The organism is Pseudomonas sp. MDT1-17 (genome assembly GCF_054898105.1).
Map to the genome: position 1 here is coordinate 139863 of NZ_JBUBVM010000001.1, position 12587 is coordinate 152449.

Sequence of the window (12587 nt, forward strand, 5' to 3'; positions counted from 1 at the left end):
AGTACGCGATAGACGACAAAACCCGCCGCTATCTCACCTCGTTGATCGATGCCGAACGTTACCTGCCAATCAGAGGGCAGGGCACTACAACGAACGCTGGGAAATCGAATTGGGTTACCCCGAGATCAAGAAAAACCTGCTCCAAGGAGAGCAATTACGCAATAAACAACCTGATCTGGGGCGTCCAGAAACTCTGCTGGCCTACCACCTGAACCGTCAGGAAATGCGCTTGAGAGCTGAAGATATGAAGGTGGTGCCACAACGCCTGAGTTTTCTCTGGTTGGCTCAAGCTGTGAGCAATGCGCTGCGCTTCTGCCCGCTGGAAACGCCCGGCACGAACCCTAAACGTTTGGCAGTACTAAGAATTCAGGCTCAGCACTTCATGCTGCCAGCGGACGACAGCGAAGTTACCCATGAGTGGTCAAGCCAGACCAGTCAAATATCCCAAAAAGAGGGCTGGAAGGCTTAACTGACTGGCAGTAGGGCTAGCCCGACCGCCTGGGCCATGGGAACGCCCTCATGCCAGTGAGCGGCACTGGAATATCTTGTGACGAATCTCCCGAATAAATAAAACGCCGATGGTACATCGATCACTAAAATCCCCTGAGTGTGGGCTCAACAGTCAAGGAGAATCCCGTCCATGGAAGCGCTTTCAAAATCCCTTATCCTCACGACGCTCGCGCTGCTACTGGGAGCGTGCAGTGCAAACGGTCTCAACAACGCCCACAGTCAACTTCAAACGGTCGACCTGCTGGGGCCAGAACACCTCCGTGTGCAGGCCCAGCAGGTGACAAAGGTCAACGTGGGCTCGGTCAATGTCTATTCCGTCTCGATGTTTTTGTACGCCGATGAAACGCCACAAAACTATTTCTCGTTTACCCTCGACCGCGCCGACGTAAAAGAGGGCTACTCGACCCAGGATGTTTTCGAGGGTGATCGCAAAAGCAAAGCCATCGATGCCAACTGGAACGGGCGCTTCTACTCGGAGTCAAGGCGGTTTTCGACTCATGCACACCTCACCATCACCTCGCTGACTGCACAGGAAGCGGTGGTCGAGGTTTCGGCTCGCCTGGTGCATCCGCAGACGGGCGATTTCATTTACTTACCGCCCCTCATCCTGAACATTCGAGGTGATGACCTGGCGGTGATGACCGAGAAAATCTGACATTGCAGCCCCGCCAGCGCAGCCGATCTCAGCCACGCGCTACTCTTGCCCTGCCCCGTCAGATAGGTTTTTTCGTGCATTTGCAGTGTTTTTAACGCGCCAGAAAATTTGGCAGGGTGCCACTATTGAACGGCGCCTTCGTTTTGGCAAAACTGCCCGCCTCGCCTCTCAGGATGGGGGCGCCATAGAATAAAACAGAGAATGCAACATGGAACGTTTTCTAAAAGACCCCATTATCTTGGGCCATATTTGCCTGCTGGCGGCCTGCACCGATATCGACAGCCCGCTCAACCAGAGAGTTGATCACCCCCTGGACAGCACTGGGCTGAATGAATCGCAAGCCCACCCCATCAGCGTGAAGCGGGTGGTTACCGGGGTGAACACCGCAGGTCAGCCCACGATCTCGATCCTGGTCGGCTCAAGCCATCGAAACATGTTTGATAGCACGTTGCTGCGATTGCACATCCAAGGCGGCTATAGCGTGCCAAGCCTGAGCTACCGCCATCCGGAAATTGAGCTGATGGCCCGTCGCAACGGTAATCTGTTCACCCAATCCACGGACGTCTCCACAACGGTCACGCTGACCATCCATTCCCTGACCCCGCGCCATTCTCAGCTTCTCCGGACTGCTGGTGAACACGGCAACGGGTAGCTTTGTCCGATTGCCCCCTTCCATGGTCACCGTGACGGGAACGGACCTCAAGCAACTGCTGGCCACTCACTGATCCACCACGGGGATAAAGCGCAGCGTATTAGAACGGCCAAAATCCCGTAGCAGGGCGCCGGCTCGATGGCGACATAACAGACGCGCTTTAGCTCCCCAGCGTTAACCCACTGATTCAGCCCTTCGGGCACCGTTTTCAAGGATGAACACGTCAACAACCCAGGATTAGGATCTGCACATGGATACACCATCGCCATTTTCGTTCGAGGACATCTTGAGGGTTTGCACCATGCTTGACGGCATCACTCACCGAGGACATGAGCATCTGGAGCGGGGTCAGGCCGCTATTTTGAGCCCGGATGAAAGAGCGCGTATTGTGCTTGCACTCGAACTGCTCAATCGCTCTGTCTTTGAGTTGAGCTCACTGATTCTGAAATCCAACGATGAAGCCATCCATCAGCCTCAGCGACCGTTTCTCTACCTGGTATGACCTGTGGCTCTAGCTGCCGACGCCGAACGCCACCCGCTCAGGTATTGCACGGGCAAAACGGCGCCGGGTCGACCCAGGCCCCCGACAGCAGCGACGACGCGCGATGGGGCGGCTGCGTCTCAATGCTTAAGAGACGAGCTGCACCCTTGTGCTCATCGCTGCCGATCTCATCTCGGTCAACCTGGAAAAAGCCTGGCGCCCGGCACGTCTTCGCACGCTGTCGATCACCGACTTCGGCGATCGGCCCCAGAGGCTGGCTGATCGTCAATCCATGCCGTGGGCAACACTGTTGCGGGTGGTTAATGTTTCTCTCTAAACTTGCGGCGCTTTTGACATTAAGCTGTTGCCTTTCGACAGACCCACACACCAGATAGAAACACAGCTTTAGGTGATCGGACGGGCTGAGCGCCAGGAGCAGATCATGTACATCCTTATCCCATTCATCCCCGTCAGCATGCTCGCCGTGCTACTGACAAGCTGTACGAGTAATACCCCTCACGTTCAGCCTCAAGTCCAAGTGGACACTGGCATGGAGGTTCGAGATATTCGGATCAGGGCCGATCAGGTCACTTTGGTGCGTACGGCGTCGGTGGGAGATGAGGCCATCTCAGTCATTCTGTACTCCCACCTGGATCCGCAAAACACCTTCTCATTCATCTGGGATCGCGTGCACACGAAAGCGGGCTATTCGGTAGATGATTACAAAGATCAGGATAAAAGGTTCACCGCCCTCGCCGACTGGAACGGCCGGCATTACAGCGAATCCACTCAGTTCCCAACCTATGCGCACTTCGTCATAAAATCCCTGACGGAGCAAGAAACGCTGATTGAGGTGTCGGCTCGCCTGGTGGAACCTGACTCAGGCGACTTCATCAATTTACCTCTTACCCTGTTAAGGATTCAGGGAGCGCAACTGAGAGGCCTCACCGGCAAACCCAGAGTCATCTCGAAAACGTTCGTGCGCGCTCGAGGCTAACTGGCTGAGGGGTTGTCGCCAAGGCACAAGTGTTGAGCGACTGTCCATGCGTCATCGATCACCACGTCAGGTATCACCTGCAGGAGCTCGGTGGCGCAATGCAGTTGAGGCCGGGCGGGCGCTCCCCGACGCCTGAACGGGGCCAGTCGCCTAATGGTGATCAAGGGCCCTATGCATCACAAAACACGCGTCGCTCAACTTTCGATACAACACCAAGGCACGGTTGCTGCTTGGTTTCTAAAATCACAGCTACGCTGTCTAGAATCCGATTTCAAGGACGAAACGCTAACGAGATTCAGGATGAGGATGCACATGGATACGCAAAAAACCTTTCCGCTGGAGGACATTTTGCATGTTTGCGCAACGCTTAACGGCATCACTCGACGCGGGCATAAAAATCTGCAACTGGGCCTGCCTGCCATTGCCAACGTGGACGAACAGACTCGTATCGTGCACGCACTCGAACTTCTGCATTGCTCTGTCGTTGAGTTGTGTTTGCTCATTCAGGAGACCGACGATAGAGCTCAGCGAGCCTTTTTGTGTGCTTGGTGTAACCGCCAATTCTTGCGGCCAGCCTGATTAAATGCTGGGATGTTGCACGAATAGACTGCCATTCGCTCAAGTAGTGCTGCTATCAGATCGACCTGTATAGCATCGCCTCAGATTTGATCACGAAGGCAGAAATGCGCTCACCAAAGCCCCGACCACACCTGATTGGGTGCTTTGGCCACATGCATCGTCGGTGCCGCATGCCGTCTGGGTCGCTGGCTACGGCCCCGATGATGTTGCTGGCCAGCTGCACGCAGGATGCGATAAAACGTCGCTTCCGACGCCAGATAACGCCCCTCGTCAGCCAGCCTCTGCACGATCTGACTCGGCGGCAAATGGGCATACGCAGGGCTGTTACACAGGGTCACGATCGCTTGTCGCTCGATCTCGCTCAACGCATTACGCGGCGTGGGCCGCACGGTGGTTGTGCGGGCATCGGCTTGAACATCCTCACTCTGCGTCCATCGCTGCAAGGTTCTGAGCGACAGCCCCAACTCTTGGCACGCTCTGATTTTTCGAGCACCGGCCACGATGGCTTCGATCAACCAAGCCACCAACAACTGCCGTTCCGGCAAAGAGGTCAGGTGTCCTCGTTGTCGATCCCCCAGTAATCGTTGAGCTTTTTTCGCAGCACCAACAACGCGGCGGTCTCGGCCAGCGTCTTGTCTTTACGCAGCAGTTCGCGCTCAAGTTGCTGAATACGTTTCTTGTCCTTGCGAGACTGTTCGCGGTCGACCTTTTGTTGGTTCTGAACACTCTGCTGCCCCGTGATACAGGCTTGGCGCCAGGCGCTGACGTGTTCGGGGTACAGACCTTTTCGTCGGCAGTACTCACCCAGTTCGAGCTGCGACAGACCGGCGGTTTCAAGGACGACAGCGAACCGGGCTTCAGCAGACCAGTTCTCGGGGAGTGGCTTGTCTTCAGGCACGGCGCTTCCTTCAGAACTGGCCTTCTTGCGCCAGTTGGACAAAGACATTTCGCTAACCCCTTCACGCCGGGAAACCTCGGCCATTGTCAGGCTCAGCGGGGGAAGCAGCATCTTAAATAATGCGGCTTTGCGTTCAGGTGAATAGTACGGCACGACCAGTCTCTTTCGTCGAACTCGGCGCATGAGTGATCGTCGCATCGACCACTGTGCCTTGACGCAACAGCAGGTCACGGTCGCCCAGATAGCCGTTGATGATCTGCAAAATCCCGACCGCAAACTCGTGATTTTCCAGCAGACGCCGGAAGTTGAGAATCGTGGGCTCATCGGGAATCCGATCCAGATGCAGCCCGGAAAACTGGCGTAGGATCGTCGTTTCGTAGAGCGCTTCCTCCATCGCCGGATCGCTGTTACCGAACCAGTTTTGCATCAGGTGAACCCGCAACATCGCCATCAATGGATAGGCCGGACGATCACCTTCACCCTTTGGGTAATACGGCTCGATCAAAGCAATCAGCCCCTTCCAGGGCACCACCTGATCCATCTCGATCAAGAAGCGCTCGCGGCGGGTCTGCTTACGCTTGCCAGCATACTCGGCATTGGCGAAGGACATCTATTTCATCTTAGCTCAACCGTTCTGTTCATCTGAGGTGAGTATTTCACCAAATGCCAAGCCGGCACGACCAAAAATCGATTCCTGACGGTAAAGTGGAAGATGATCAGCGAACTTCGCGATCATGACGTGCGCAAGTAACCCAGCGGTCGGGATGCCCTTGTCGATGACCTGCGCCGGTACGGGTGCCTGGATCAGCGTTTCGCAGTCGTCGCAAACCCACTTGCCACGAACGTGGCGTTCAACCGTAAATACGCCGGGCGTGTAGTCCAGCTTTTCGCTGACATCTTCACCGATGCGCTTGAGTGCGCAGCCGCATGGGCAGTGGGTGTTGTCCGGTTCGTGATGAATCAACGTGCGTGGGAATTCTGCCGGCAATGCAGTGCGCTTGGGCTTTTGCTTTTTCTCGGTCGCCGCTGGCGCTATTTGCAAGCTTTGAAAGCTCGGCCTCAATCGCCGCGATATCGGTATCGATCAGGTCATCAAGCAGGCTGGCCTGCTCAGGATTCATCTGCTCGCTGCGCTTGGCAAATTTCAAACGCTTGAGTTGTGCGATCTCGTGGGTCAGCTTCTCGATCACCGTTTGATCGCGGTTGATCTTCTTACCCATTGTTTCGACCGTCTTGCCCATGGTCTCGACTTGCGACAGCAACTGCGCAGCGAATGTACGCAGTTGGTCGGGATTCATTTGATCGAGATTGGGCGAGGAAGTCATGCCGTGGATTTTACCAAAGCAGACCGCTTGCGACAGCAAGCCATGACGCAATTTACAGCTTTTAAAGCAGTGTGATTGCCCCGCCGGCTCCAACGCGTTGCCAAGGTAGGCCGAGCACCAAGGCCTGAAGTTGCTCGGTATCCAGCGGCATTTCGCTGCCTTGTCGAATGCCTGGCCAGTGAAACTTGCCTTGGTTCAAGCGACGTGCAGCCAGCCAAACGCCAATCCCATCGTGTACCAGCACTTTCATGCGATTGGCGCGGCGATTGGCAAACAGATAGGCGCAGTGCGGCTTCGCCGCACCGAAGACCGCAATCACCCTGGCCAGCGCAGTTTCAGTGCCGGCACGCATGTCCATGGGTTCGGTGGCGAGCCAGATAGCATCAATGCGGATCATGGCGTGAGCCCACGGACAAAGCGGGCGCAGCCTTCAGGATCGGAAGTTGGCCATTTCACTGTGAACATTTGCTCGCCAAGCGACAGCTCAATAATGGCCACCGCTTCCGTCTGCCGTTTGGGCGCGGGTCTCAATGGAACGAAAGCCGGCAACGCCGCTGGCGATTGATCTCGGTAAAGCGGCAGCCACTTGCGGATCACGTTGGCGTTGATGCCGTGGCTGATGGCAACGCTGGATAGAGTTGCGCCCGGTTGCAGGCATTCCTGAACAACCTGGGCCTTGAAAGGTTTTGGATAAGAGCTTCGTTGGCGCATGGAAATCCTGACGTTAAGGGCGATCGCGTCCGCTTAAAAATACGCGGACACGATCGCCCTTAATGCTGGAGTTCGGAAGGTGACTTGGCCGGACGCTTACGAGTGTCTGAATAAATAACCGTAACAACGGCAAAGCCGTTTTATGCATGTGCAGTTCGATGCTTACCATCAACAAAACGTTGTGGAGTGCGCGAGCTAGTCGGCCCTCGCCGAAACGGGCTAACAGGCAACGCTCGAATTCGGTGAAGATAGCTGATAAGACCCGTATGCAGACTCGCGTGCCTCCTTTTGCGCGGACTTCATAACCGTTCGAACATTTAGGCCGTAGCGTCCTATGTCGTAACCAGAATCTGCATTAGGATCGGCTTGTCAGCATGCCCATGAACCTCTAAGCGGATTACCTTAATGAGCGAAGACAGGAAGCTTTCGGAAAAATCCAGCGTCGAAGAGATACTGGACGCCAAACGAAGAGCCAGAGATAGGCTTGTAGATGCGGTGTACGCGGCCGATCGAGATAGCCTTGAACGTGCGGCCGAAGCGGGCAAAGCGGCCTTACGCGGAGATGCTCCCATTCCTAGGCCAAAAAGATTTATAAGTCTCGGTAGTGAGGACTGAGGAACGCTTATACGACGAGAGAGAATAACTGAACTACCCGATTCGTCATGGCGTGTGATAATCACAGGCAATGGGAAATTGATTATTATTTTGCGCGTGATGCTCTTTCGATCCCTGCCTCATTTACAGCCTTTTTCGCCACAAGCAGCACTCCGCGGTGAATTCACTCGGTGCATACAACACACTGCTACGCTTTCCTCTTCACGGAGGAAACACAATGCCCCACTCAGACCTGCTGCCTTCTCTGCTGTTCAAGATCAACGAAAACCAACTCGCACTGGAAGCCGCCATCATGGAGCTTTCAAACTGGGTAGAGCAACGCGGAGCGGCTGAAGTCGCGGACAACGTTCGCGGTGCCCTGATGGCGATCGACCGAAACGAAGAATTCATCAAGATGACCCTCACGGTGATGATGACGCAGGAGTGAAAACATTGGATAGCCACCGGCCTGTGTAGCCCGAACGGCCAAAATGGGTGACGAATTACGCCATCAAAACAAAAAACATCGTCTATCGAGCCGTTTCGTCACCGGGTAGTAAGCGGGTGGACACGAGGTTAGTAATGCCCATGCGCTGCAATGTCGTGTCTATTTCGCTGCGACCTTTCGCTCGTGCAATCAGGATAGAGGACACGTGAAGCTATGGATTCGAGTGGGATAGAGGGACGGGCTGGGTGCGACCGATTTTCGCAGACCGCTGAGGCCCCGGCAGACACCGCCATGGCACTTGTGACCCAGCTCTTTTGCCGCGATGCTCAAGCTGACTTCGACATGGTGCCGGCGACCCTTTACAGCTGAGCTGACGCTGTGCGATCTCTTCGTTCTGTCGGAGTTTGTGCCGGTCCAGTGGCGTCGTCCTTACTCAAAGGCCACGAAAAAGGCCTGTCCGCGTCACAACCAAGGCTTCTCCTATATTGGTCAAAACATGCAAAAGAAAACGATTGCTTGGGATGTGGCAAGAACACTGGCAAAGCTCCAAGAGCTGGTGGAGCCTGGCGTCATCGGGTTCTATCGCAGTGTCAAGGTCACCGAGGTTCTCGGAGTTCAAGGTGAGACGTTTACGAATATTCTGACGCACGCAGTTGCAGAACCGCTTGAGGCGCCTTCGGTGATTGATTGGGATTCGGTTCTTCTAAACGGGAAGGAGCGACATAGAGTGCCCGGGACAGAATGGAACGTCGGCATAGCGCAGTATCGTCTCTCGCTCGAGGCCTTCCTGGAGAAAGTCGCTAAGTTTGGAGTGACCGGCCAACGGAAGCCCGCGCCGATTGAAGTCCGGACCGGCACCTTGACAGCAGTTCCTCCTCAATTTGTCCCCTCCGACGGGCGCGACCATCACCCGTGGAACGGCGTTCTCAAGAACAACTTCTTCGAAGGTTCCCACGTACTGGAGCTGTTCGATACCACCAAGCACCACTTGCGATTCCTGCTTGATGATTCGCGCAGGCTGACCACCCTTGCGAAGATTGTTGGCAAGTATTTGCCGATAGAGGTAGATGGGATGTCGGACCGTCTGGGCAATGTCATCATCCAGTTGCCGGTGACGGTGATGTCCACCGAGGTACGAGGCTACCCCGAATGCGACCACTCCGTGGCTGTCGTGTGGCACCCGGACGTGCCCCCTCGCAGCGTTCGGGTTGCTGCTGAGATTTGGCAGGACTCCACCGTGACCAGCTTCGATTCGGCTGTGACTTCTACCCGCGATGCCAAACTTCAGCTCAACTCGCCGGGTGGTGGCGCGCGCGCGCACGTCTGGGACGAAGAGAAGCGCATCCTACTAAGTGCCACGCCTCCCGTAACCTTCATCACGAGCATGTCCCTTTCGGTATCGGTCAACCATCGCGGAAATGAGCCACTCAAACGCGAATTCCTCCTGGAGAACTCCCCAGGCACGCAGATTATCCAGTCGCTGAGGCTCATAAAGCCCGTCGAACCAGGGCGACTCATCGGAAGTAGCCTCAAGGCCCCCCGGGAACCGTGGGTTTCACAACGTGTCTTCGGTGAATCAGTAGCCAGCCTCAAAGCGCATCCACGAGGCCGAAAAGCAAGAGGCCGCTGAGCAGCAAGCCACGAAGAGAGACGGCATCAATGGCGAGGACACCGAGGCCGACGATACGACACCGGAGACCATATCGCGGAAGCACGCAAGGCGGATGGCGGCGCTCAAGGACCTCCAGTGGTTGATGGAGAAACACGGCGAAGAAGGCGTCTGGCTATGGGACCCGTTCCTGAACGCAGAGGACGTCTTGCGCACGCTTTTCTTCTGCCCCCACAACGGTGTGCCGCTCCGAGCCTTGACTGCCGGCAAAGCCCCCTTGGACAAAATGAGTAAGCTGGAAGCTGGAGATGAAGTGTCCGAGCGCGAGCTTCAGCGGCTAGCCCTGGAGCGAGCTCAACGGCAGAAGCGCGAGCAGGCGCGGGATGGGGATTCCATGACCGTTTCATCATCTTCCCGAGAGCGCAAGGTTCGGCCTTGGCATGGTCTCTCGGCACGTCGATAAATAGCTTCGGCGATGAACACCACAACCTTCAGAAGGTATCGCACGGTGAACCTATCGCTCAGGCCTTCCAAGACCTGTGGGGGCGGCTCGAGGGGGCGATGTACCTAATCTGGAAGTCGTCGACAAACGGGGGGCAGGAGCAATGATGGGCAATTCGTCGGACTGTACAGTGAACGAGGCTGTCGAAATGCCTACAGCTTCGGCTAGAGCCTTAGCGCGCATACCGGAGCTCTACGCTCAGTCGAAACATCTCAACGTTGTGGAATTAAAGGACGATCTTAATGAAGCGCTTTGGTGTGGGACGGAGTCAGGAAGCCCGGAGGCGGAAGATCAAACGCGGCAGCGGCTGCGTGCTCAGGGTTGGGCGCTGCAGGAACCTGAAGCTCTAGCGCCTGAGTCTCAGCATGGATTGTACCGCTTGCAGATTGTTCTAACGACTTGGCTGATGTCATCGCCGTCCGACAGAGAGGCAATGGAAGTGGTACCGCAGGAAATAGCTCGTCCGCTACTGGACGGTTTGGTAATGCTCTTGAAGGATTCGGGCATGGGTATCCAAAGTCATCGCCACCATTTTTGTGATCATCAGTGGCGCGAAGAAACGCAGGCTGCAGGCCGTAGGGGAGACTACCGCAAGCTTGGAATCTAATTCGTCATCTGAATATGGAGCTTTCGCCCGATGCCCACTTGGCCGTCATGCTCCTCGCGAAGTTTGCGCCCGACAGACTTGCTCGTCATATAGAAGAGAGCCAGGACGTCTTCTTCTCGGTTGCTGTCCGAGACGCACTCACTGAAGGCGCCCCCAGATTTTCTTTGTTTGTCAGCGACATCACCTTCAAGTTTGTTTGCGCTTCTCCACTCGCCAATACAGGTGCTGCTTCTGCACCGGAAGGCTCTGTGGAAGTTGTTCGCGAACTGCTGCTTCAGGTAGCTCAGACTGACCTTGGGCGTGCGTGGATATTTGCCTTCGCTCAATATCCGCAAGCGAATAACGTTGCGGAGAAAGCGCTCTCTGGAGCGCTCGCGCAGTTGACTGCAGCTCACTGGGCGGATTTGTTGACGCTGTCGAACTTTGGAGCGATGGGGGCGACGGCAGGACCGGTATCCAACATCCTCGTCCCCTTCCTTGACGCCTTGGGGAGTGAGAGATCCGCAGACATGTGGCGGCATGCGTTTGCGCGGTGGGATAATTGGGACTACAGCTGGGACGACAGAGACAAACACCTGTTCGCACCTTCTGCATGTTCCTTTGATTTTCCAGTAGCCATGTATTACGCGCTTCTCCCCTTCGATGAGGCCCTGGCTGAAGAAACTAAGCTTCTGGAAGGCATTGCGACCGTCGAGCAGAAGTGGTTCACCGACTTTTCGCAGCTTGTGACCTATCGCAATCGTCTCTCCTCTCGTCTGCGCTTGGTTCAGCATGGCTTCGCCATTCGCAATCCACCGGCAGAAGGTGCTGACCCGCTACCGCCTTGCATCGAGCCAGACAGCGAGTTTTCAGAAGTTCGCTACGGATTCTTTGACGTAAGCGCCCCAAGGAGACGTGGGAAATAGGAACTGTCGCGAGTCCGTACCCGCCGGGCCAGTGTTTGCTTCTGCCTGAGGGAGTAAGAAAGGCAACACGCGGTGATGGACGTTGTCGCTGGACTGATTGCTAACCAGAACGGCCTCGACTTACTTGAATAAAAGCAAAGCGAGGAAGCTGATAAAGCCCGCTCCTGGCCTTTCTCTGCCGCTAGTCACTACGGCGTGCAACGGTCAAGTCCTATGCAAACGAATGGTCAGCAGGAATGCAGCTGACTGGTCAATGGTCGTGCAAATTGATGGTCAAGTCCATGCAATTAAGCACCAATATCGCCCCGCCCGCCTCGACGTGGGTAACTGCCGCAGAGGGTGGTGAAGAGCAGCCTTGGGTCCAGATGTGCTAGAGCTGCCGGAAGGTTATAGCCGAGAGGAAGCAGACTTCGTCATAGGCGACCGCGCAATAATTGCAGCACGTGGCGAGGGTGACTGGCGCACCGACCAACCTCAGGCAGTTTTTGACAGTTTTTGTGCGAATTCAGTCTCAAAAAGCAAAATCCCGGAATTCGATCGCGAGGTATTGGAGGTTTTAAGGGAGCCACTGGAGTCCGGGCACATCGTAATTTCGCGCGCCCGTGACCGCGTACGATTCCCGGCGCGATTCCAATTGGTCGCAGCGATGAATCCCTGCCCCTGTGGATATCTTGGCGAGCCAAGTGGTCGCTGCTCTTGTACGCCGGACATGGTCCAGCGCTACCGCAACAAACTGTCGGGGCCCCTGCTGGATCGTATCGACCTGCACCTCACCGTCGCGCGTGAAGCCACCGCGTTGAACCCTGCGCTCAAACCCGGAGACGACACCGCCACCGCCGCCCTTCTGGTCGCCGACGCAAGGGAACGGCAACACAAACGCCAAGGTTGCGCCAACGCCTTTCTCGATCTGCCGGGCCTGCGCCGCCACTGCAACTTATCCACAACCGACGAAACGTGGCTGGAAACTGCCTGTGAACGATTGACCCTGTCACTGAGGTCAGCCCATCGACTGCTCAAAGTGGCGCGCACCCTGGCGGACCTTGAGCAAGTCGATGGCATCACCCGCGAGCATCTGGCGGAAGCGCTGCAGTATCGGCCGAGCGCCAATTGATCG

At 55.9% G+C, this 12587-nt stretch carries 14 protein-coding genes and 4 pseudogenes; 13 read left to right on the plus strand and 5 right to left on the minus strand.

What is annotated here, in order from left to right:
• Positions 1-109: 109 nt before the first annotated feature.
• From ACYZTX_RS00520 to ACYZTX_RS00550, 7 genes are all read left to right on the plus strand, one after another.
• The gene (locus tag ACYZTX_RS00520; RefSeq protein ID WP_462032516.1) at positions 110-469 is read left to right on the plus strand and encodes a hypothetical protein; all 360 of its coding nucleotides are present in this window, start codon (positions 110-112) and stop codon (positions 467-469) included.
• Positions 470-640: 171 nt separating this feature from the next.
• Positions 641-1165: a hypothetical protein gene (locus ACYZTX_RS00525; RefSeq protein ID WP_462032517.1), complete on the plus strand. Its 525-nt coding sequence runs from the start codon at positions 641-643 to the stop codon at positions 1163-1165.
• Positions 1166-1373: 208 nt separating this feature from the next.
• A complete protein-coding gene (locus tag ACYZTX_RS00530) occupies positions 1374-1817 on the plus strand; it encodes a hypothetical protein (protein ID WP_462032518.1) in 444 nt (147 codons plus the stop codon).
• 250 nt (positions 1818-2067) lie between these two features.
• Positions 2068-2319 (plus strand): hypothetical protein, encoded by a 252-nt coding sequence (locus ACYZTX_RS00535; protein ID WP_462032519.1) that lies wholly within the window; start codon positions 2068-2070, stop codon positions 2317-2319.
• A gap of 148 nt (positions 2320-2467) precedes the next feature.
• Positions 2468-2635, plus strand: a complete 168-nt coding sequence (locus ACYZTX_RS00540; RefSeq protein ID WP_462032520.1) for a hypothetical protein — start codon at positions 2468-2470, stop codon at positions 2633-2635.
• Between the two features lie 105 nt (positions 2636-2740).
• A complete protein-coding gene (locus ACYZTX_RS00545) occupies positions 2741-3295 on the plus strand; it encodes a hypothetical protein (protein ID WP_462032521.1) in 555 nt (184 codons plus the stop codon).
• A 312-nt stretch (positions 3296-3607) separates the two neighbouring features.
• Complete coding sequence (locus tag ACYZTX_RS00550; protein WP_462032522.1) at positions 3608-3874, plus strand: hypothetical protein; 267 nt, start codon at positions 3608-3610, stop codon at positions 3872-3874.
• A 122-nt stretch (positions 3875-3996) separates the two neighbouring features.
• Here ACYZTX_RS00550 and ACYZTX_RS00555 read toward each other — a convergent pair.
• From ACYZTX_RS00555 to tnpA, 5 genes and pseudogenes are all read right to left on the minus strand, one after another.
• Positions 3997-4925 (minus strand): annotated as a pseudogene (locus ACYZTX_RS00555) (transposase); the annotation flags it as partial.
• A 10-nt stretch (positions 4926-4935) separates the two neighbouring features.
• Positions 4936-5382: pseudogene (locus ACYZTX_RS00560) on the minus strand (transposase); the annotation flags it as partial.
• 54 nt (positions 5383-5436) lie between these two features.
• Positions 5437-6097: pseudogene (locus tag ACYZTX_RS00565) on the minus strand (transposase); the annotation flags it as partial.
• A 61-nt stretch (positions 6098-6158) separates the two neighbouring features.
• Positions 6159-6494, minus strand: a complete 336-nt coding sequence (gene tnpB / locus ACYZTX_RS00570; RefSeq protein WP_462032523.1) for an IS66 family insertion sequence element accessory protein TnpB — start codon at positions 6492-6494, stop codon at positions 6159-6161.
• On the minus strand, positions 6491-6808 hold the full coding sequence (tnpA, locus tag ACYZTX_RS00575) for an IS66-like element accessory protein TnpA (protein WP_462032524.1): 318 nt from the start codon (positions 6806-6808) through the stop codon (positions 6491-6493). The genes tnpB and tnpA overlap by 4 nt, the downstream gene beginning before the upstream one ends.
• Positions 6809-7640: 832 nt before the next feature.
• On the opposite strand from tnpA, the gene ACYZTX_RS00580 reads away from it, so the two are divergent.
• The 6 genes and pseudogenes from ACYZTX_RS00580 to ACYZTX_RS00605 all read left to right on the plus strand — a co-directional run.
• The gene (locus ACYZTX_RS00580) at positions 7641-7850 is read left to right on the plus strand and encodes a hypothetical protein (RefSeq protein ID WP_462032525.1); all 210 of its coding nucleotides are present in this window, start codon (positions 7641-7643) and stop codon (positions 7848-7850) included.
• Positions 7851-8172: 322 nt separating this feature from the next.
• Positions 8173-9480: a VPA1262 family N-terminal domain-containing protein gene (locus tag ACYZTX_RS00585; protein ID WP_462032526.1), complete on the plus strand. Its 1308-nt coding sequence runs from the start codon at positions 8173-8175 to the stop codon at positions 9478-9480.
• A gap of 94 nt (positions 9481-9574) precedes the next feature.
• Positions 9575-9922 carry a hypothetical protein gene (locus ACYZTX_RS00590; protein WP_462032527.1) on the plus strand — a complete coding sequence of 116 codons (348 nt, stop codon included), beginning with the start codon at positions 9575-9577 and terminating at the stop codon, positions 9920-9922.
• A 145-nt stretch (positions 9923-10067) separates the two neighbouring features.
• Positions 10068-10568 (plus strand): hypothetical protein, encoded by a 501-nt coding sequence (locus ACYZTX_RS00595; protein WP_462032528.1) that lies wholly within the window; start codon positions 10068-10070, stop codon positions 10566-10568.
• A 38-nt stretch (positions 10569-10606) separates the two neighbouring features.
• Positions 10607-11473 (plus strand): hypothetical protein, encoded by an 867-nt coding sequence (locus tag ACYZTX_RS00600; RefSeq protein ID WP_462032529.1) that lies wholly within the window; start codon positions 10607-10609, stop codon positions 11471-11473.
• A 520-nt stretch (positions 11474-11993) separates the two neighbouring features.
• Positions 11994-12584 (plus strand): annotated as a pseudogene (locus tag ACYZTX_RS00605) (ATP-binding protein); the annotation flags it as partial.
• Positions 12585-12587 lie beyond the last annotated feature (3 nt).

Excerpts from the sequence above, each read along its gene's own strand:
- ACYZTX_RS00585 (WP_462032526.1), top strand. The coding sequence starts at position 8,173 with ATGCTCAAGCTGACTTCGACATGGTGCCGGCGACCCTTTACAGCTGAG.
- tnpB (WP_462032523.1), bottom strand. The coding sequence starts at position 6,494 with ATGATCCGCATTGATGCTATCTGGCTCGCCACCGAACCCATGGACATG.
- tnpA (WP_462032524.1), bottom strand. The coding sequence starts at position 6,808 with ATGCGCCAACGAAGCTCTTATCCAAAACCTTTCAAGGCCCAGGTTGTT.
- ACYZTX_RS00580 (WP_462032525.1), top strand. The coding sequence starts at position 7,641 with ATGCCCCACTCAGACCTGCTGCCTTCTCTGCTGTTCAAGATCAACGAA.
- ACYZTX_RS00535 (WP_462032519.1), top strand. The coding sequence starts at position 2,068 with ATGGATACACCATCGCCATTTTCGTTCGAGGACATCTTGAGGGTTTGC.
- ACYZTX_RS00590 (WP_462032527.1), top strand. The coding sequence starts at position 9,575 with ATGGCGGCGCTCAAGGACCTCCAGTGGTTGATGGAGAAACACGGCGAA.
- ACYZTX_RS00550 (WP_462032522.1), top strand. The coding sequence starts at position 3,608 with ATGGATACGCAAAAAACCTTTCCGCTGGAGGACATTTTGCATGTTTGC.
- ACYZTX_RS00545 (WP_462032521.1), top strand. The coding sequence starts at position 2,741 with ATGTACATCCTTATCCCATTCATCCCCGTCAGCATGCTCGCCGTGCTA.
- ACYZTX_RS00525 (WP_462032517.1), top strand. The coding sequence starts at position 641 with ATGGAAGCGCTTTCAAAATCCCTTATCCTCACGACGCTCGCGCTGCTA.
- ACYZTX_RS00530 (WP_462032518.1), top strand. The coding sequence starts at position 1,374 with ATGGAACGTTTTCTAAAAGACCCCATTATCTTGGGCCATATTTGCCTG.
- ACYZTX_RS00595 (WP_462032528.1), top strand. The coding sequence starts at position 10,068 with ATGGGCAATTCGTCGGACTGTACAGTGAACGAGGCTGTCGAAATGCCT.